This is a genomic window from Caryophanon latum (genome assembly GCF_001700325.1).
GTDB classification, from domain to species: Bacteria; Bacillota; Bacilli; order Bacillales_A; family Planococcaceae; genus Caryophanon; species Caryophanon latum.
In genome coordinates, this window is the sequence record NZ_MATO01000049.1 from 43,554 (window position 1) to 63,726 (window position 20,173).

Consider the following 20,173-nt stretch of genomic DNA (forward strand, 5'->3'; position numbering starts at 1 on the left):
AGCGCTTCATTTACTTGCCAAAATCCCCTGTTCATACTGTAAACGATTCAACAGAAATAGGCAAAGCCATCATGACTTTGCCTACTTCTATTTATTGAATTAACGCATAAACGAATCGGTGAAATTAACGATCATTTTCGCTGCATGTGAGCGCATCGTCGGGTTGCCTGGCATGAACTTGCCTTCCCAACCTGTTGCGATTTCTTGATTATATAAAAACTGCATCGCTTTTTGCGCTTCTTCGTTGTAGCTGCTAATATCGGTAAAGCTGCTTACCGTCACATCAATTTCTTCACCTCTAATGTACGTATAAGCACGCGCAATCATTAATGCTAGCTGTGCACGTGTCACCGGCTCATTCGGTCGGAACTTGCCATCTGTTCCTTGAATAATCCCCACTTCGTACGCGGCTGCAATTTGGTGCTTCGTTTCGTCTGCGTAGCTACCGATGTCGGTAAACGGTGCTTCTTCTGTATGCTCTAATCCAAGCGCGTTCGTCAGTAGCTTTACAATTTGTGCGCGCGTTACTTGTAAGCTCGGTCGATACGTGCCGTCCTCATAGCCTGATACAAACCCCATATTGGCAGCGCGGTCAATGTATGTACGATCTGCATGTGTCGCAATGTCGGTAAACGGATAGTTCCCTTCTTCAGACGGTGTTACTTCCCACGTTGATAACGGACGAATTTCGTTGCCAAACGTGTCAGTAAGCGTTACGTGAAATTCATACATCGTCGCTGGGTCTAACTCCTCGATCGTAATTTCGGTCTCATCACGTCCAACTTGTGCTACGAGCTCCTCGTCAACATATACGTTATAGCTTTGTAACGTGTCTTCATAATCTGCCGCGCTCCATCGTACGTCGACTGTTGTCGGTGATGTCGCTGTCGCAAACATACGGTACGGTGTGTAATACACATCGTTTTCTAGCTCGGCAATTACTTCGCCCGCCATCGCTTCATAGCCTGCTTCACTCGGGTGAATGTTGAGTGGATTTGGTAAATAGGCTGCGACGTTTTGTGCAATCGCATCTGCCGTTTCAACGAATGTAGCGTCATGTTGTTCGACTACGCTCGCAATGGTATTGTTTAACGCGCCGAGCAGTTGCCCAGCTTGTGCCGCCGTTGCTGGTGGTAAATGCGCAAATGCGTTGTAATAGCCGACAACGTAAATAAATGCACGTGCATTCACTTCACGAATTTCCGTTAACATATTTTCGTAGTTCGTCTTCACTTTTTGCTGTTCCGCTAAAAGAGCTGCAAAGTCGATCGTTAATTCATTGTTATTGCGCTGTACATGCTTTAATAAATCGTTCGCACCTGCTGTAATTGTAATGACGTCTGCAGCTTCAATTGCGTCAAGTGTACCAGCTGGGAGTTCAGCTATATTAATGCCTTCATTTATTAAACGCGCTGTATTGTTTTCTATCGCATTATAAACGTCCGCTGTCGTATAGCCTGGTACTGCATAACCGTTTGAATAACTGTTTAATACGTTATTGTCCGCTAAATAATGCGCAACGAAATGCGTGTAGCCGTTGCCGATATTATTTTGTTCATTAATCCCAAACGCGAGTGAATCACCAATTGCGACGTAGTTAAACTTTTCATACCACGTCGCTGTTTCTGTTTCCCTCTCTGTTTCTGCTACTGCACTGTTTGATGCAATTGTAAGCGATAGTACTGCCGCTAAACTAACAAGCCATTTCCTCATCGTGCCATCCCCTTTTTCCATTTATTATACGCCTATTTTTCTCGCTTATGCATATATTTTTTAAATTCATCATACTAGGTTCTGTCTAAAAACGATTTTATTAAGCGGATTGATTCGCCATTGCATTTGCAGTTCGCATATTGCGGCTCGCTTTCCTGGGCCTCAAGGGGAGCGAACGCGATATTTGTCATGAGGCACGAGCTTTTCCCCAAGGAGTCTCGCCGCACGCTCTCTGCCATTACAATGCTGCATTTATTTTCATTTTGCCGCCGAAAGCTACCGATGCAGCTGCATACGAGTAGCTAATGAACAAACGTGTATTAAACAACTCCAAACAAAAAAGGTGCACAACAGCCTGTTTGGACTGTCGTACACCTCGTCATGTGATGAAATTATTTCTCTTCTTCTGTCGTTTCTTCGTCAGTTTTTTCTGCTGAATCATCCGTTTTTTCTTCGTCAGTTTTTTCTGCCGACTCATCCGTTTTTTCTTCATCAGCTGCTAAAGTGTTTTCAACTTTGTATTCTTTCTTTTTATCTTCCATCCAAGTTGCGAATTGCTCAGACACTTTTGCATATACGTAGTCGTCTTTTACTTTATCTTTCACATCTTCGAATACTGCTGCTACTGCTTCTTTTTTGTCATATACATTAATAATATGGAAGCCGTATTCTGTTTTTACTGGTGCTGAAATTGTGCCTACTTCTTGTGCGAATGCAACTTTTGTAAACTCTTCAACCATTACACCTTCACCGAAGAAGCCAAGGTCGCCGCCTTTATCTTTGTTTGAAGTATCTGTTGATAACTCAGCTGCTAATTTATCCCATTCTTCACCTGCATTTAAACGCTCAAGTGCTTTTTTCGCTTCTTCTTCTGTCGCTACTAAAATATGTTTTGCTGCTACTTCAGCAGATGTTTCATAGTTTGCTGCATTTTCATCGAAGTACGTTTTTAACTCTTCATCTTTCACTTCAATTGTAGAAGCGATTACTTTTTCAGTTAATAATGAGTTTTCGATATCTTTACGTACGTCGTCAGCTGACATGCCGTACATTTGAAGCATTGAATTGAAGCTTTCTTCGCCACCGTAGTAGTTAATGTAGTTTTTATACTCTTCTTCAATATCTTCTTCTGATACTTCTACTTTCGCTTTTGCAGCTTCTTGTTTTACGATTTCATTTGTGATCATCGTTTCTAATGTATCTTTACCTTGTAACTCGATTAATTGATCTGCTAAATCTGTGTAAAGAATTTCAGTGTCGCCAATCGTTGCTAACACTTCATTTTCTACTTTGTCTCCTGAACAGCCTGCTAACATTGCTGCTAATGCTGTTGGTAAAGCTACATAACGAAACATTTTTTTTAACTTCATAATGAAAAATTCCTCCAAAGGTTATAATTAATTAAAATACTACACGTACTCTTTTATTTGCGCTACATGGCATTGCACATTTTTTTATGATGAGCGCATTTGCTATTGTATACACAAAGTTGCATTGCCAGAACTTTGTTTCTCGTCGGTAGCATATCATACATCGGCACGATTCGCCACGATTGACACATACTATTCAAGACGCCGATTGCTGACGAAAAGTTTCACATAAATAGTATGTCATTGTGCGATACTGCCGCATGCACATTACTTTTTATTATACAGAGAAATGCCGCTTCTGCCTATCGCTTTGTCAATATATGGACAACAAAAACATCGATGGACATATTTATATGCATCGATGCCTTAAGCGTTCATGTATTATTTTTTCCACACATCTGCGTACTGCTCTTTTTTCTCAAATTCTTTTTTCGCAAACGGGCAAAGCGGAATAATTTTCTTTTGCTCGGCGCGCGCTTTATCGGCGACCGCTTCCACGAGCTTTACAGCAAGCCCTTCACCGCGATGCGAATCTGCAACAAACGTATGGTCAACAATCATGACGTAGTCGCCTGCATTTGACCACGTAATTTCTGCATACGTTTTGCCATCTTCCTCTAAATATAAGCGACGATCCTCTTCTAAAAATTGCATCGGTTACTCCCCTTTTCGAATGTATTGTAATGCACCAGACGGACATGTATCAATGACGCGCGCGACTTCATCTGCAGGAGCCGCATCTGCTAAAATCCACGGCTTGCGCTTCGTATCAAAAACATTCGGATTTCCTTTTACACAATTGGCGGCATGCTCACAAACATCTACTGAAAAATATACGTCAATATGCTCGCCTTCATACTTTCGATATCCTTTTTCAATCCAATGATCCATGTAAAATGCTCCCTTCTGCTATCAATTTACTATTTATTAAATGTACCCTCTCCACTCACTAGCAAAACCTTTATCCTTTCTATATACAAGGAGAATGCGAACGAGGCTCGAAACAAGAGGCGGACTCCAGCGTGACACGAAAGGCTCACACTACGCCCACGGAAAGCCTGCCTCGATGTGGAGAGCCGACGAACAAAACGCTAAAATATATTCACCGTCTATATAGGCAAAAATTTTCTGAATGTTCGTCTTTTTCAAACGAGCAAAAAGAGGTATAATCGATACGAATATATACACATTTTTTCATGAAAAATATGAACATTAAAACATTTTTAGTGTTATAATATTCGTAATTTAATCAATCTAGCCATATAAACAGACAGCAATGTTTGTTTTCTACGATTGTATTTTCCATGTAAGAGTGAACAACTAATGAGGAGTGTTTCAATTGAGTACAACAACTAAACGCGCATACAATTTCAATGCAGGTCCATCAGCATTACCTTTAGAAGTGTTACAAAAAGCACAAGCAGAATTAGTAGACTTCCAAGGTACTGGTATGTCAGTTATGGAGCTTAGCCACCGTAGCGCAACGTTCGAGGCAGTACATAACGAAGCAATTGCTAACTTACGTAAATTATTCGCTGTACCAGACAACTACGAAATCGTATTTTTACAAGGCGGCGCAAGCTTACAATTTTCAATGATCCCAATGAACTTCTTAACTGAAGGAAAACGTGCAAACTACGTATTAACAGGCTCTTGGTCTGAAAAAGCATTAAAAGAAGCGAAATTCTCTGGCGAAGCAGTAGCATCTGTTTCTACAAAAGAAAACAAATATAAAAACATCCCAACTGAAGTTGAAGTTGGCGAAAATGATGCATACGTGCACATTACATCAAACAACACAATTTACGGTACACAGTGGAAAACATTCCCTGAAACAGGTAACGTGCCATTAATCGCTGACATGTCTTCTGATATTATGTCAAAGCCAGTTGATATTTCTAAATTCGGTATGATCTACGCAGGCGCTCAAAAGAACTTAGGTCCTTCAGGTGTAACAGTAGCAATTATCCGTAAAGACTTATTAGAGTCAGCAAACACAAACTTACCGACGATGTTAAAATACGATACATTCGTAGCGAACAACTCACTATACAACACACCACCAACATTCGGTATTTACATGTTAGGTGAAGTGTTAAAATGGATCGAAGCACAAGGCGGCTTAGAGCAAGTTGCGAAAAACAACGAAGCAAAAGCAGCACTTATTTACGATGCAATCGACAACTCTAACGGCTTCTACTACGGTCACGCTGAAGAAGGTTCTCGTTCATTAATGAACATTACATTCCGCGTAGCTGACGAAGAGTTAGAAAAACAATTCCTTAAAGAAGCAGAAGAAGCCGGTTTCGTAGGCTTAAGCGGTCACCGTTCAGTAGGCGGCTGCCGTGCATCTACGTACAACGCTGTACCGACAGAAGCTTGCCAAGCGTTAGCTGACTTCATGAAAGCTTTCCAAGCGAAGCACCAATAATCAAATAAAAAGGAGTTCGGGTCATGTGCCCGAACTCCTTTTTTATATATATTCACCTGCGTAATTTACGTAATACGTCTTATTAATTTGCGTAATGCATTCAAACAGCTGCGAAAAAGGAAGCGGCTTGCTAATGTAATAACCTTGAATGTAATGGCAACCTCGCATCGATACGTACTGTAGCTGCTCTGCCGTTTCTACACCTTCTGCAACAATTGTAAGCTGTAGCTTTTGTCCAAGCGTAATGACTGTCTCTAAAACTGCCTCATCTCGTCGTCCTCTGCCAATTAACTCAACAAAGCTACGATCGACCTTTAACGTATCTGCTGGGAAATCTTTCAAATACGATAACGATGAATAACCTGTGCCGAAGTCGTCGATTGCTACTTGCACACCGAGCTCTTTTAGCTGCTGCAGCACCGTTCCCATCATATCGCTATTCATCGACATGCTTTCTGTAATTTCAAGCTCAAGTAAATGCGGCGCAAGTCCTGACGTTTTTAACGCTTTTTTCACATCGTCAATAATGCTGCGCTGCATAAGCTGACTAACCGATAAATTCACCGCTACTTGAATCGGCGTTCCGTATATGCGCTCATACGATACCGCGTCCACACACGCCTGCTGTAAAATCCAACGACCTACTTTAATCATCATGCCCGTGCGCTCTAAAATTGGTATGAACTTCATCGGCGAAATGAATGCTCCAGAAGATTGGCGCCATCGTAGCAACGCCTCGACCGCCTCCACTTTTCCGGTTTTAATGTTTAGCTTCGGCTGATATTCTAAATACATTTCGTTGTTTGCAATAGCAGACGGCAGCTCATGCTCTAACTGTAATCGCTGCTGTGTTTCAACCGCTAGCTTACCATCGTAAAATTCAAACGTTTTTTGTCGTACAATCGCATCTTCCATCGCGAGCTGTGCCATTTCAATAAGCTCGACTAAATTCGTACTATGTATCTCAAATAGTGACACACCCATTACAGTATTCGGCTGCAGTGAATATTCGCACATTTTCACGGGCTCATTTAACGCCATAATTAATTGTTCACATACTAATTGCTCGTCAATTAATTGGCGCTCGCACGCAAATAATAAATGATTTTCATCTAGACGTCCTAGCACACTTCCTCTAGGCATTACGTACTGTACGCGCTGCACGAACAGACGAATAAACGCGTTCGCATTATCCTCACCTAAAATGGAGCGAATATACGGAAGTCGTTCAATTTTAATAGCGACAAACATCGTATGCTTTCCTAGCTCAAGCAGCGTCGGCAAATATCGCTTATTCGGCAAATTCGTCACGTCATCATAATACGCCATCGTTTGCATCTTCTCTCGCTTTTGTGCAAGGCGCAAATATGGCTGCTCCACTGATACAAAATACATCATACGAAACATTAATGTAACGTACACTACTTTTGATGCTTGAATAAATAAAAAGTTAAAATTGTTCATATCAACGTAACTAAGCTCCATTATTAAGTAAATTAATAGCGCTATGTTCGTTACAAATGCCATATGCCGAATTGGCTTTGCTTGCTCGAATCGTTGCAATTTGTAAGCATAAAATGTCCATAAACAGACGATCATGGCACATACAATGACAACCGTTCGCACTACGTCAATTTCCACAAATGCAACTATTTTATTAAAAAATCGAACGTAAATGTACACGCCGCCAATAATAGCATTTACACTTAAAAACATCGCGATGTACATTTTTACACGGTATGCAGCTGAAACGACTTTCGGCAGTTTCACTGTTTGGACAAGTAAAATAAATGGCAATAAAAATAGCGAGATGATTTTAAACCATTCTGATAAATTCTCACCTAAAATACTTCTTGAAGAGATCAATTCTTGCGATAGCGCAATGCTCGCAATTTCCATCATAGCAATCGCGGCAATTAATGTGCCTTGCCATACGACAATATTCGATAAATCAAAACGCGTCGATAGTAAAAGTTGAATCGCTAAGCTAGCAATTAATATGACATAAAATAAATGAATAGCAAACAAAATATACGGCTTATATAACAACTCAAAATTACCTACTGTATGACCTAAAGTAACAAGGACTACGCACAGACTAACCAACATGTAGAATTTTTTGCTAAATTGTTTGGGCTTCTCATAAAAGTCCACTTTCCCGAATTTTTCATTCACATTATATACCTAAACCTCTTTTATATTATGTTTGATTGTACCTCTTCTACTATTTTACATACTTTTTACCTAAAAAAATAGCGTAAAATTCATAAATTACAGCAATACATATGCATATTACGTAATCCACTCGTAATAAACATAACAATACATATTTTTCAACATCATTTATTTTATAATTTTATGCATTACTATAATAAAAAATAAACAAAAAGACTCTATTATATAACGTTAGAAGCAACAAAATATCAAACAATAGTAAATAATCAATAAAAATCATAAATATACAGGTGGACATAAAAAAACTACTTCCTAAGACATGATGCTAGGAAGTAGTTTCACTTTCGACTTTACATATTCAATCAAACTAATGGCTAAAAACTTTGACGTTCGATTTACTTAAACATCGGTGCGGTAAATTACATCATACCGCCCATGCCACCCATGCCGCCCATATCAGGCATTGCTGGTGCTTTTTCTGGGATGTCTGCTACTACTGCTTCAGTCGTTAAGAACAGCGCTGCTACAGATGTTGCATTTTGTAATGCTGAACGAGTAACTTTCGCTGGGTCTACTACACCCGCTTCGATCATGTTTACCCACTCGCCTGTTGCTGCGTTGAAGCCGATACCTGCTTCTTCTGTGCGTAAACGGTGAACGATTACTGAACCTTCAAGACCTGCATTTTCAGCAATTTGACGTACTGGCTCTTCTAATGCGCGTAATACGATTTTCACGCCCGTTGCTACGTCGCCTTCTACTGTATCTAATACTGCGCTCACTGCACCGTATACGTTTAATAACGCTGTACCACCACCTGCAACGATTCCTTCTTCTACCGCTGCACGTGTAGAGTTTAATGCGTCTTCAATGCGTAGTTTGCGCTCTTTTAATTCCGTTTCTGTTGCTGCACCAACTTTAATTACCGCAACGCCGCCAGCTAATTTCGCTAAGCGCTCTTGTAATTTTTCTTTATCAAACTCAGACGTTGCTTCTGCTGCTTGAGAGCGGATTTGTGCGATGCGTCCTTCGATTGTTGATTGATCTCCAGCGCCTTCAACGATTGTTGTATTGTCTTTTGTTACAACGACTTTCGCCGCACGTCCTAATGATGTTAAGTCAGCTGATTTTAAGTCTAAGCCTAAATCTTGTGTAATGACTTGACCACCTGTAAGGATGGCGATGTCTTCAAGCATTGCTTTACGACGGTCACCGAAGCCTGGTGCTTTTACCGCTACTGCGTTGAACGTACCGCGTAATTTATTCACAACTAATGTTGCTAACGCTTCACCTTCTACGTCCTCTGCAATGATTAATAATGGACGACCTTGTTGTACAACTTGCTCTAGCACAGGAAGTACTTCTTGAATGTTGGCGATCTTTTTATCTGTAATTAAAATGTATGGGTTATCAAGTACCGCTTCCATTTTATCTGTATCTGTTACCATGTAGTGAGATGCGTAACCGCGGTCAAATTGCATACCTTCTACAACGTCTAGCTCTGTTGTGAAGCCTTTTGATTCCTCAATTGTAATAACACCGTCGTTACCTACGCGCTCCATTGCTTCAGCGATTAATTGACCTACTTCTTCGTCAGCTGCTGAAATCGCCGCAACTTGTGCGATTGATTCTTTGTTTTCAACTGGACGTGAAATTGCTTGTAGCTCTGTTAATGCAGCTGCAACCGCCTTGTCCATCCCTTTACGAATGCCAACAGGGTTTGCACCAGCTGTTACGTTTTTTAACCCTTCGCGAATCATCGCTTGTGCTAAAACTGTCGCAGTTGTCGTACCGTCACCCGCGATTTCGTTCGTTTTCGACGCAACTTCAGCTACTAGCTTTGCACCCATGTTTTCGTATGGGTTTTCAAGCTCAATTTCTTTTGCGATTGATACGCCGTCGTTTGTAATTAATGGAGAACCGAATTTTTTCTCTAACACGACGTTGCGCCCTTTAGGACCTAATGTTACTTTTACTGCGTTTGCTAATTTGTCTACACCTTGTAGCATTAAAGCGCGTGCTTCTTCTGAGAATTTAATATCTTTTGCCATATTGAATGAATCCTCCTAGTAATTTGTTTGTATGATGTGCTCGTCAATGAGCATATATGTGTATGTTTGTTGATAAACGTCGTGTTCGCCTCCGAGCCCTAAAAACGCGAGCCGAAACATGGATCGTCATTTACTGTTTAATCAACGTATGTTTTGTATGTTATGAAAGCGTATGGATGCAAGCGTTGCACCCATACAATAAATTAGTCTTCTACAATTGCTAAAATGTTGCGTACATCTAAAATTAAGTATTCTTTTCCATCATACTTCACTTCTGTACCTGCGTACTGTTCGAAAATGATGCGGTCGTTAACTTTGACATCAAGTTCTGCACGTGTCCCGTTATCAAGTACGCGACCTGCTCCGACTGCAACGACTACACCTTCTTGTGGCTTCTCCTTCGCTGAGTCAGGTACAATAATACCGAATGATGTCGTTTGTTCTGCTTCTTGTAGCTCGATAATGATGCGATCACCTAATGGTCTTAACAAGTGAAACAACCTCCTAAAAGTAAGTTAATATAGTTTTATTAGCACTCCTTTGTAACGAGTGCTAACACAGTTATTATGATAAATAATTTTCGTTTTTTTTGCAACTGTTAACACATATATTTTTTCATCATTCCGAAAAAATTACATTGCGTTAACAATGCGACGCGCGAAATGACGTAACGTTCTTTCATTTCTTTTCGCGGGCGTTTCCTCTACAATGAATGGTATGTAATTTATTTAGAAGGGATGTTCGTTATGACAACTCAACAACAACAGCCGAAGCTAACAGCCATTTACGTTATCGTCATTTATGTCGCAATGCAGCTTTCGGGCTTTCTTCTTCAGTTCCCTGCTATATTCGACCCGCTCGTGAATGTAAGCAATTTAAGCGGAGATGCAGCGCGCAATTGGGTCGTCGGCATGTGGTCTGCTGTATCATTTGCTGTTGCGTGTGCGATTACACTTGCGGTGACGACTGCCGACAAAACATTTTGGCAAAACTTCCGCGATGAAGAAAAAGCACCGTGGAGCGACACGATTTTTTGGGGCGTTGCCGGCTTTTTCATCGTTATGGCTGGACAGGCGCTTGCTATTCAAATTGAAACGTGGATTGGCATTGACCTAGGCTCTGACAATACAGGACGCATTATTGAAATTTCAAAAGCGGCACCGATGATGATCGTTGCGACCATATTATTCGGTCCAATTTTAGAGGAAATTTTATTCCGCCGCGTCATTTTCGCATCGTTTTTACCGTCGATGAAGTTTTTTGGCGCAGCACTCATTAGCAGCATCGTCTTTGCCGCGATTCATATGGATTTTTCACATATGCTCATTTATATAGCATGTGGCTTTACGTTTGCGTTCGTATACTATAAGACAAAACGTATTACAGCCTCTATTATTACGCACGTGCTCATGAATGGCTTCGTGACGGCAACAGCATTTTTACTATAGCTCACAAAAACAGGACTAGACACGCTAGTCCTGTTTTTCGTTTGCTAATTCAATTTGGCGGCGCTGCTCGGCAAGTGCGGCAGCGACAATGTCTTGATGTTCTAGCTGTTGCAGCTCCGCATCACGCGCTGCTTGCTCCTGTTGTCGCTGCTGCTCGGCTTTCAAATATTTTTTGTAGCCGACGCGCGAAATAATGATGCTAATTTCATATAAAATGAATAGCGGCACAGACACGATAATGTGCGACATAAGCTCTGGTGGCGCGATAATGGCGGCGGCGACGAACAGCCCGAAGTATGCATATTTTCGCACCTTCCCCATGTAGTCAGGGTTTAAAATGCCGAGGCGCGCTAAAAATAGCAGCACGACCGGCAATTGAAATAGCACGCCAAACGGCAATGTGAGCTGAAATAAAAATGTGAAGTATTCATTAATACCAATCGTTTGTTCAATTTCTAGGCGATTTGATAAATCATATGTAAATCGCATGACGAACGGGAACAGCACGTAATATGAAAACGCGAGCCCACCGATAAACAGTAAGAAAATAAATGGAATGTATGCGAGTGTTGCTTTACGCTCCGTTTCATATAGCCCTGGACTAATAAACGCCCATAGCTGATAAAACAAAAGCGGCGACGACAAAACGAGTGCGACGATAAAGATGACTTGAAAATAAATGGCAAGCGGGTCGAGCGGGCTAAAGGCGTTTAATGTAAGCTGCTGTGCCTCATCGCTATACTGAATGTGTTGAATGATTGGCTCTGCTACAAAAAAGCCTACCGCAATCGCAGCGATGAAAAACAGCGCCACGAAAAACAGCCGTTTGCGTAGCTCCTCGACATGTTCAATCATCGTTAAATGCTTTCCATCCATAGACAGCACCTAGCTACAGCTTCTTCTTCTCTTGATTCGTATCATCATCATCCGCAAGCCCTCTTGTCGCATTTTTAAATTCACGAAGCGTTGAACCCATCGCTTTGCCGAGTTCGGGTAATTTTTTCGGGCCAAAAATTAATAGCGCAACAATGCCAATGATAATCAGACTCATAGGACCAATACCACCCATTGCACCCACCTCCTCTGTATTATCTTCTATCATACATCTTTCTTGTCGTTTGCGCACATTTTTACTCAACATTTCATTTATTTTTTTCCTTATAACGACGAGTGCTCACAATGCAGCGCTTTAGTGAAAGAAATGATAACGGAGAGCGACAAGATGTGTTACAATTTTTAATATTGTTTAAACATTTAAAATGTATGATGTTTTAGGAGGTTCGAAGTGAAACAAGAAGCAAAAATTCCACAGGCGACGACGAAACGGTTACCGCTGTATTATCGTTTTTTACAAAATTTTGCTGCTGAAGGACAAGAACGCGTATCATCTCAACAGCTTAGCGAAGCAATGAAAATTGATTCGGCAACAATTCGCCGCGATTTTTCTTATTTCGGAGCATTAGGCAAAAAAGGATATGGTTATGACGTGCAGTATTTAATTGCCTTTTTCCGTGAGACGTTAAGCCAAAACGAAGTAACGAACGTAGCGTTAATCGGTGTCGGAAATTTAGGGAATGCTTTATTAAAGTACAACTTCTCTAAAAATCAAAACACACGCATTATCGTTGCCTTCGACTCAAAAGCACCAATTGACGGTACATTTGTAAGTGATATTCCTGTTTTCCCTCCAGAACGTTTAGAAGAAAAAATTAAAGAATTCGGCGTTGAGCTTGCGATTTTAACGGTGACGCCACGCTCTGCACAGGCGATGGCAACACGCTTAACGAAAACGCCGATCAAAGGCATTATGAACTTCACACCAAACCGTTTAGATGTGCCAAAGTCGATGCATGTGATGAACATCGATTTATCGCTTGAGCTTCAAGCACTCACATATTTAGCTCGCAGCACACAACAAGCAAATGACGACTCATTGAAACAGACGGAGCAATAGTCTCTGTCTGTTTTTTGTATGGTGATTGTCATGTTGCTCTTCACATTCGAGGCAGGCTTTCCGCGGGCGTGGCTTGAGCCTCCTCGTCGCTATGCTCCTGTGGGGTCTCAAGTCTCATGCTCCTGCGGTTACTCGTCGCAAAAAGAATTTTCGCTTTTCCCGCCGGAGTCCGCCTCTCGTTACGAGCAACAGATACTGCTCTATTTGAATCGTAGCAATCACTCATTTTCTGCACAAGCAATATGTTAAAATAACAACGATGTAAAGGCGCAGATGGATAACGATTCGCGCCTTGCCAACCGCCAAAGCATGACGAATGAGACTGCGCGCATTTTGCAGGCTCAGGCGGCATGGGCGGGAGCGCGAATCGTTGCTATACCGCACACAAACTAACGAAAGAACTGAGGTGTAATCCATGATTGTATTACAAGTCAATCAATTATATAAATCATTTATCGCCGACGAAATTTTAAGCGGCGTCAAATTAGAAGTGCAGCACCGTGATCGCGTCGCATTAGTCGGACGTAACGGCGCCGGCAAATCGACATTACTGAAAATTATCGCTGGGCAAATGTCGTACGATTCAGGTGACATTATCATTCCAAAAGACGTGCGACTCGGCTATTTAGAACAGCACGCAGGCATCGATTCAGACCTCTCTATTTGGGACGAGATGATGACGATTTTCGAACCGGTGCGCCAAATGGAAAAACGTCTCCGTCACCTTGAACAACAAATGGCAGAGCGTTACGATGACGACAAGCTACTCGCTGACTACGACCAATTGCAGCACGACTTCAAAGACGCAGGTGGCTATCAATACGAGGCTGATACGCGCTCGGTGCTTCACGGTATGCAGTTTTTCCATGAAGACTATGCGAAGCCGATTACGTCGCTATCAGGCGGTCAGCGCACACGTCTAGCGTTAGCGAAGTTGTTATTATCAAAGCCCGACTTGCTTATTCTCGATGAGCCGACGAACCATTTAGATATCGAGACGCTTAGCTGGCTTGAAAACTATTTAAAAGGCTATGACGGCGCGATTTTAATCGTATCGCATGACCGCTACTTCCTTGACCAAGTCGTTTCTACTGTGTATGAAGTATCTCGCCATAAAGTAAATAAATACGTCGGCAACTACAGCGCGTATTTAGACGAAAAGGCAAAAAACTACGAGCGCGATTTAAAAACGTTCGAGCGCCAAATGGATGAAAAAGCAAAGCTCGAAGCGTTCATCCAAAAAAATATCGCCCGTGCCTCGACGACGAAAATGGCACAATCACGTCGCAAGCAGTTAGAGCGTACAGAATGGATGGACTCTCCAGATGGCGACGAAAAATCAGCGAGCTTCGGCTTTACGATTGAGCGCCAAACAGGAAACGACGTGCTCACGATTGATGACTTAGCAATCGGTTATCCCGACAAAGAAATTTCACGTAACATTACGATGCGCGTATACCGCGAAGACCGCATCGCACTTGTTGGGCCAAATGGTGTCGGCAAATCGACGCTGCTGAAAACGATCGTCAAAGATTTAACGCAGTTTAACGGCACGATTCAATACGGCTCAAACGTTCAAATTGGCTACTACGATCAAGAGCAGGCGAAGCTCAACAGCAACAAATCGGTGCTACAGGAGCTTTGGGACGAATGGCCGCTGCTAAACGAAAAGGACATTCGCTCGACGCTTGGTCAGTTTTTATTTAGCGGCGATGACGTCACGAAAGCGGTCAACTCACTTTCTGGTGGTGAGAAGGCGCGCCTTGCCCTTGCGAAGCTTATGATGCAAAAGGCGAACGTATTAATTCTCGATGAGCCGACGAACCATTTAGACTTAGATAGTAAAGAGGTGCTTGAGAACGCGCTCATCGACTATCCTGGTACGCTACTATTCGTTTCACACGACCGTTACTTTATTAACCGTATTGCGACGAAGGTTGTCGAGCTGTCGAACACTGGTGCATTCGAATATTTAGGTGACTACGATTATTACGTCGAGAAAAAGCTAGAGCTTGAAGAAATCGAAGCGGCGAAACTAGCTGCCCAGCAAACGAACGATACTGTCATCGCTACACCGAAAAGCACGACGTCGACAATCGATAAAGATGCGAAAAAGCGCGAGCGTCAAATTCGCCGTTCAATTGAAGATTTAGAGCAAAAAATGGGCGCGCTGGACGACACGATTGCACAACTTGAAGAACAGCTTTGCGACCCAGACGTGTTCTCAAATCACGAAAAAGCATTCACTGTGCAAACCGACCTCGATGCACAAAAGGCGGCACACGAGGAGCTAGAAATGCAGTGGCTTGAGTTAAACGAAGAGCTCGAAACATTATAAAAAAACCCCGCGTTCGCAATTTGCCGACGCGGGGTTTTTTGCAAGTTGTGGATAACTTTTTTATTCGTTTCCTCATAGCTGTGGATAAGTACAAAAAAACGACGCGCTACATACGCACGTCGCCTTCATTATTTCACCCACGTTTTCAGTTCCATACCCGGGCGTCCGTTCATCGCCATATTGCCGCGTTCACCTGCAACGAACATGTAATGCGCCGCCGCACCGATCATCGCCGCATTGTCTGTACATAAGTTTAGCGGTGGCACGTAAAACGGAATGCCCTCTGCCGCAAACGTTTCCTCTAAAGACGTACGCAGCCCTTTATTCGCCGATACGCCACCTGCTGCGATTACTTGCTTCACATTAAACTCGCGTGCTGCACGAAGCGTTTTTGCTGTTAATACTTCCACAACGCTATCTTGGAAACCTTTTGCGACATGTGCCGCCACAATTTCCTCGCCGCGCTGATCCATATTGTGCTTGTAGTTAATAACCGCCGACTTTAAGCCACTAAAGCTAAAATCATACGAGCCTTCCTCAAGCCAAATACGCGGAAATTTCACCGCCTCGTCCGCCTCATGTGCTAATTTATCGATGTGCGGTCCACCTGGGTACGGCAAGTTTAACACGCGTGCCACTTTATCATACGCCTCACCTGCTGCATCATCACGCGTCTCGCCAATTAGCTCAAAATGTCCGTGCTCGTTCATTAATACAATTTCCGTATGCCCACCTGAAACGACAAGTGCAAGCAGCGGAAACTCCATCGGCTGCACTAAGTTGTTCGCATAAATATGTCCTGCGATGTGATGCGTACCAACAATCGGTAAGCCGTGTGCAAATGCAAATGCTTTCGCCGCGTTAATTCCAATTAGCAGCGCCCCAACTAATCCAGGACCTTCCGTTACGGCAACCGCTGTTAACTCGCTCGGTGTCATGTTCGCCTTCGTAAGCGCCTCTTCAATGACGATCGTAATTTGCTCGACGTGATGACGCGACGCAATTTCTGGCACGACCCCACCGAAACGTTTATGGCTTTCAATTTGTGACGACACGACGTTTGAAATAATGTCCGTGCCATTTTTTATAATCGCTGCAGCTGTTTCATCACAGCTCGTTTCAATTGCTAAAATGTATGTTTCCATTTATAAGTTCACCCACATCACAAGTGCGTCCTCTCCGTTATCAACATAATATTTTTTACGAAGCCCGCCCTCTTGGAATCCTAACTTTTTATATAAATTTTGTGCTACTGTATTTGTGACGCGTACTTCTAAGCTCATAACGTCCATACCTGCCTCTTTTGCAATGCGCATCGCCTCACGCATAAGCGTTTCACCAATGCGTTGCCCACGCAAGCTCGTCGTTACCGCTACATTCGTAATTTGCGCCGCATCAATGACATTCCATAACCCACAAAAGCCAACGATTTCGCCTTCATGCTCGGCAACGATATAATGGGCATATTCATTTTCGTTCATTTCGTAATAAAACGAATCAAGTGACCACGGTGTCGGAAACGTTGCGACCTCAATGTCATGTACAGCTGGCACATCTGCAAGTGTCATTTGTCGGTACGTAATCATTTCTTTTGCTCCTTGATCCAGTTTGCTTCAGCTTCTGCAATGCGCTTGTATTGTGGCACGAAGCGATGCGTTTCCTCAACAGCTGGTAGCTCCTGCTGCGCTGCGATATGCACAACTTGTGATGCACGTGGCAAGTCAAGCACTTGTGGCGCACGAATGGCTAAATGCCCAAGTTGCGCTTCGATAACGTCCCAATATTGCTCCACGTCCGTTCCAACAAACATAACAGGGCGCGCAAATGCTTTTAGCTTAATGCATAAATCATCAATCGATTCATGCGTATCGATCATAATTTCCTCAAGTGTTAAACCTTCATAAAGCGCCGTGTACACATGATTGCGACGCGCATCAACAATCGGACAAATTAAGCCGCTATAAAGACTTGCGTTCGCCGCTAATGCTTGTAAGCTCGACACACCGATCAACGGCTTTTGTAACGTCCATGCAAGCGTCTTTGCGATCGTCACTCCAATGCGCACACCTGTGTATGAACCTGGTCCTTGTGATACCGCAATCGCATCAATTTGCGCTGCTGTTATTTTCGCCTTTTGTAGCACTTCCTCGACAGCTGGCATCGCGCCGTTTGAATGTGTTAATTTATTGTTTTGCACAATTTCTGCGATGACGCGACCATCTTCTACGACCGCGACAGACAACGGTGCATTCGCCGTTTCAATTCCTAAATAAATCATTTCATTAGCTCCTCACATAAACGCTCGTAATGCTGTCCTATTGGCTTTAACTCAATGCGACGCTCCGTATCTCCTTCACGGTATATTTCAATCGCTAAACGGTCCTTTGGCAGCTCCTCGTCAATATATTGCGCCCATTCAACGATGCTCACCGCGTCCCCATAAAATAATTCATCCCAACCTAAATCTTCATCGCTCTCACTTAAGCGATACACATCTAAATGATTGAGCGGCAGGCGACCTTCATATTGCTTTAAAATCGTAAACGTTGGGCTGCTCACATTGCGTGTAATGCCTAACCCTTTTGCGATCGCCTTCGTCAATGTCGTTTTGCCTGCACCTAAATCTCCCTCAAGCGTCAGCACATCTCCTGCCTCTAGCAAATGCGCGAGCTGCTGTGCAAATTGCTCTGTTTCTTCAAGCGATGTCACGTATTTTGTATAATTCATAATGCGTCCTCTCTACGATAAAAATTCAATACTCCTAGTTTACCTAAATATACCGCAACATTCAAAGTGATTCACTTCGAAAAGCGCTTTTTCGTCTGCTATACTATAGATGACTAACGAAGTAATCGAGGTGAAAAACATGAACGTACAATTATTCCGCGACGGTGAGCAAGTTGCAGCAATCGCCGGTACGACCGTTACTTGCGATGACAACAAGCTTCACGAATGCTTACTAGCAATCGTCAATAACTACGAGACGAGTACATTTCCCGCGCATTTAAACAAAGACGACTTGCTATTTGATTCGATTAAAGGCTTTTGTTCCATCAATGGCATCGCTGTAGAACGTGCTTAATACATGAAAAAAGCTGTGCTAACGCCACAAACGGACATTAGCACAGCTCTCTTTATTACGGTTTCGCACGCTCTTTTTCTTCTTCCGCTAAATCTCGTTTCGAATGCCCTTGAATCATTATTTTTTCTTTCATTTTCAGCTTGTCCTGTTCAAACGTAATTGCATACGCCGTCGTCATGAGCTGCTCGTCATGCCATATGTATTTGCCATCTTCTTTTTTTTGCTCCGCGCCACGCACAATTTCAACAACTTCCATGTACGTCATACCTTCTTGCAGCTGCTCAAACTCTGTAGCATTCATATAACGTTGCCAACTATACTGATTCGTATTTTCTATATCTTCAATCGGATCACTATTACACGCTACTAAAAAGACGCTACATAGCAATGCAGGTGCAAATTTATGTACTTTTGCCATCAACTAACATCCCCTTATATTCAACACTTCATAAGCACTATATATACCCATCTTAAAATCAATTAAAACAAATATATTCCATCTTTACAAATGTTAAGGTTCATCACCGTAAGCTCGGGTTGACGTATAAAAGTTGCTTGAAACGAGAGGCGGACTCCAGCGGTAAAAACGCGAGCCTCGAGACCCCGCAGTCGTGAGGCACGAACGACGAGGAGGTTTGAGCCGCGCCCGCGGAAAGCCTGCCTCGACGTGAAAAGCAATCCCAAATTATGGTGAAGAGCCAATGTTAATTTAGTAAGGTAACTGCTATTGCCTATTCCACTCAATACACTTGCCGATTACAATGCTTCACGTTATTGGGTTTTCATAAGCCGAATTCATGCTATCAATAAAATATCAAGCATGTTGATTAGCCATTAAACTAGCATTTCACATACTGCGGCTCGCGTTCCTAGGGCTCGGCGGCGAACACGATGTCGGTCCTAAAAGGATGACTCGTGTAGTGGCGCTTATCGCCTTCCTCAAGCCTCCGCGCCTCTCCAACGTCGAGACTTACAGAATGTTTCGCCATGAGCTATTTCCCAAGGAGTCTCAACAAGCCATTCAGCTGTATAAAAATGGCTAATGAACAGACCTGCTAAAATATATGTCGTCAACACGCTTTATTTTCCATAAGAAAAACGAGGCACGAATTAAATTCGTACCTCGTTCTTTGCGAAGCGACGTCCTACTCTCACAGGGGGAAACCCCCAACTACCATCGGCGCTAAAGAGCTTAACTGCTGTGTTCGGTATGGGAACAGGTGTGACCTCTTTGCCATCATCACTTCACTATATTACGGCTTCCAATCTACGGCGCAATTCATTGTCAACTTCTTCACTCACTCCTCATGTACTTCAGTACACTGCGGGGCTCGTTCATCGTTTCCTCGACTTGCTTGTATGTTGAAACCCTTACGTAGAAAATTCATTCTACTTAATTAGAAAGAATTGTTCTTTCAAAACTGGATAAACGCGATATCATTGAAAACAGATTTGGTTAAGTCCTCGACCGATTAGTATTCGTCAGCTCCATACGTCACCGTACTTCAACCTCGAACCTATCTACCTGATCGTCTTTCAGGGGTCTTACTTACTTGAGTAATGGGAAATCTCATCTTGAGGGGGGCTTCATGCTTAGATGCTTTCAGCACT

At 42.8% G+C, this 20,173-nt stretch carries 19 protein-coding genes and 2 rRNA genes; 5 read left to right on the forward strand and 16 right to left on the reverse strand.

Going from position 1 to position 20,173, the window contains the following annotated elements:
* Window positions 1–99: 99 nt before the first annotated feature.
* From A6K76_RS12295 to A6K76_RS16920, 4 genes are all read right to left on the reverse strand, one after another.
* On the reverse strand, window positions 100–1,713 hold the full coding sequence (locus A6K76_RS12295; protein WP_169818021.1) for an S-layer homology domain-containing protein: 1,614 nt from the start codon (window positions 1,711–1,713) through the stop codon (window positions 100–102).
* Between the two features lie 392 nt (window positions 1,714–2,105).
* On the reverse strand, window positions 2,106–3,083 hold the full coding sequence (locus A6K76_RS12300; protein WP_066465521.1) for a peptidylprolyl isomerase: 978 nt from the start codon (window positions 3,081–3,083) through the stop codon (window positions 2,106–2,108).
* A 381-nt stretch (window positions 3,084–3,464) separates the two neighbouring features.
* Entirely contained in the window at window positions 3,465–3,737 is a 273-nt protein-coding gene (locus A6K76_RS16915) for a GNAT family N-acetyltransferase (RefSeq protein WP_066465522.1), read from the reverse strand.
* Window positions 3,738–3,740: 3 nt separating this feature from the next.
* Entirely contained in the window at window positions 3,741–3,974 is a 234-nt protein-coding gene (locus tag A6K76_RS16920) for a (4Fe-4S)-binding protein (RefSeq protein WP_066465523.1), read from the reverse strand.
* A gap of 448 nt (window positions 3,975–4,422) precedes the next feature.
* Between A6K76_RS16920 and serC the strand changes: the two genes are divergently transcribed.
* Window positions 4,423–5,514: a 3-phosphoserine/phosphohydroxythreonine transaminase gene (gene serC, locus A6K76_RS12315; protein WP_066465525.1), complete on the forward strand. Its 1,092-nt coding sequence runs from the start codon at window positions 4,423–4,425 to the stop codon at window positions 5,512–5,514.
* A gap of 42 nt (window positions 5,515–5,556) precedes the next feature.
* On the opposite strand, the gene A6K76_RS12320 is transcribed toward serC, so the two are convergent.
* From A6K76_RS12320 to groES, 3 genes are all read right to left on the reverse strand, one after another.
* The gene (locus A6K76_RS12320) at window positions 5,557–7,542 is read right to left on the reverse strand and encodes a putative bifunctional diguanylate cyclase/phosphodiesterase (protein ID WP_211271763.1); all 1,986 of its coding nucleotides are present in this window, start codon (window positions 7,540–7,542) and stop codon (window positions 5,557–5,559) included.
* A gap of 566 nt (window positions 7,543–8,108) precedes the next feature.
* On the reverse strand, window positions 8,109–9,740 hold the full coding sequence (groL, locus tag A6K76_RS12325) for a chaperonin GroEL (protein WP_066465529.1): 1,632 nt from the start codon (window positions 9,738–9,740) through the stop codon (window positions 8,109–8,111).
* 203 nt (window positions 9,741–9,943) lie between these two features.
* The gene (gene groES / locus A6K76_RS12330) at window positions 9,944–10,231 is read right to left on the reverse strand and encodes a co-chaperone GroES (protein WP_066465531.1); all 288 of its coding nucleotides are present in this window, start codon (window positions 10,229–10,231) and stop codon (window positions 9,944–9,946) included.
* A 255-nt stretch (window positions 10,232–10,486) separates the two neighbouring features.
* Here groES and A6K76_RS12335 point away from each other — a divergent pair, with 255 nt between their 5' ends.
* Window positions 10,487–11,188 carry a CPBP family intramembrane glutamic endopeptidase gene (locus A6K76_RS12335; protein WP_169818022.1) on the forward strand — a complete coding sequence of 234 codons (702 nt, stop codon included), beginning with the start codon at window positions 10,487–10,489 and terminating at the stop codon, window positions 11,186–11,188.
* Window positions 11,189–11,212: 24 nt separating this feature from the next.
* Here A6K76_RS12335 and tatC read toward each other — a convergent pair whose 3' ends face one another.
* Window positions 11,213–12,064: a twin-arginine translocase subunit TatC gene (gene tatC / locus A6K76_RS12340; protein WP_066465537.1), complete on the reverse strand. Its 852-nt coding sequence runs from the start codon at window positions 12,062–12,064 to the stop codon at window positions 11,213–11,215.
* A 13-nt stretch (window positions 12,065–12,077) separates the two neighbouring features.
* Entirely contained in the window at window positions 12,078–12,257 is a 180-nt protein-coding gene (locus tag A6K76_RS12345; protein ID WP_066465540.1) for a twin-arginine translocase TatA/TatE family subunit, read from the reverse strand.
* Between the two features lie 216 nt (window positions 12,258–12,473).
* On the opposite strand from A6K76_RS12345, the gene A6K76_RS12350 reads away from it, so the two are divergent.
* Together A6K76_RS12350 and A6K76_RS12355 are read left to right on the forward strand one after the other, a co-directional pair.
* Window positions 12,474–13,142, forward strand: a complete 669-nt coding sequence (locus tag A6K76_RS12350; protein WP_066465542.1) for a redox-sensing transcriptional repressor Rex — start codon at window positions 12,474–12,476, stop codon at window positions 13,140–13,142.
* A gap of 415 nt (window positions 13,143–13,557) precedes the next feature.
* Window positions 13,558–15,480, forward strand: a complete 1,923-nt coding sequence (locus tag A6K76_RS12355) for an ABC-F family ATP-binding cassette domain-containing protein (protein ID WP_066465544.1) — start codon at window positions 13,558–13,560, stop codon at window positions 15,478–15,480.
* Window positions 15,481–15,608: 128 nt separating this feature from the next.
* Here the strand turns inward: A6K76_RS12355 and tsaD are convergent, their stop codons facing one another.
* Genes tsaD through tsaE form a run of 4 tightly spaced genes read right to left on the reverse strand, consistent with a single transcriptional unit; the run spans window position 15,609 to window position 18,207 of the window.
* Window positions 15,609–16,625 carry a tRNA (adenosine(37)-N6)-threonylcarbamoyltransferase complex transferase subunit TsaD gene (tsaD, locus tag A6K76_RS12360; RefSeq protein WP_066465546.1) on the reverse strand — a complete coding sequence of 339 codons (1,017 nt, stop codon included), beginning with the start codon at window positions 16,623–16,625 and terminating at the stop codon, window positions 15,609–15,611.
* Window positions 16,626–17,066: a ribosomal protein S18-alanine N-acetyltransferase gene (gene rimI / locus A6K76_RS12365; RefSeq protein ID WP_066465549.1), complete on the reverse strand. Its 441-nt coding sequence runs from the start codon at window positions 17,064–17,066 to the stop codon at window positions 16,626–16,628.
* Window positions 17,063–17,758 carry a tRNA (adenosine(37)-N6)-threonylcarbamoyltransferase complex dimerization subunit type 1 TsaB gene (gene tsaB, locus A6K76_RS12370; protein ID WP_066465551.1) on the reverse strand — a complete coding sequence of 232 codons (696 nt, stop codon included), beginning with the start codon at window positions 17,756–17,758 and terminating at the stop codon, window positions 17,063–17,065. Before tsaB ends, rimI begins: the two co-directional genes overlap by 4 nt.
* Entirely contained in the window at window positions 17,755–18,207 is a 453-nt protein-coding gene (gene tsaE, locus A6K76_RS12375) for a tRNA (adenosine(37)-N6)-threonylcarbamoyltransferase complex ATPase subunit type 1 TsaE (protein WP_066465553.1), read from the reverse strand. The genes tsaB and tsaE overlap by 4 nt, the downstream gene beginning before the upstream one ends.
* A 139-nt stretch (window positions 18,208–18,346) precedes the next feature.
* Here tsaE and A6K76_RS12380 point away from each other — a divergent pair, with 139 nt between their 5' ends.
* The gene (locus A6K76_RS12380) at window positions 18,347–18,562 is read left to right on the forward strand and encodes a hypothetical protein (protein WP_066465554.1); all 216 of its coding nucleotides are present in this window, start codon (window positions 18,347–18,349) and stop codon (window positions 18,560–18,562) included.
* Window positions 18,563–18,617: 55 nt separating this feature from the next.
* Here A6K76_RS12380 and A6K76_RS12385 read toward each other — a convergent pair whose 3' ends face one another.
* From A6K76_RS12385 to A6K76_RS12395, 3 genes are all read right to left on the reverse strand, one after another.
* The gene (locus A6K76_RS12385) at window positions 18,618–18,980 is read right to left on the reverse strand and encodes a hypothetical protein (RefSeq protein WP_066465555.1); all 363 of its coding nucleotides are present in this window, start codon (window positions 18,978–18,980) and stop codon (window positions 18,618–18,620) included.
* A 714-nt stretch (window positions 18,981–19,694) separates the two neighbouring features.
* A 5S ribosomal RNA gene (gene rrf / locus A6K76_RS12390) occupies window positions 19,695–19,810 on the reverse strand.
* Between the two features lie 204 nt (window positions 19,811–20,014).
* A 23S ribosomal RNA gene (locus A6K76_RS12395) occupies window positions 20,015–20,173 on the reverse strand; the annotation flags it as partial.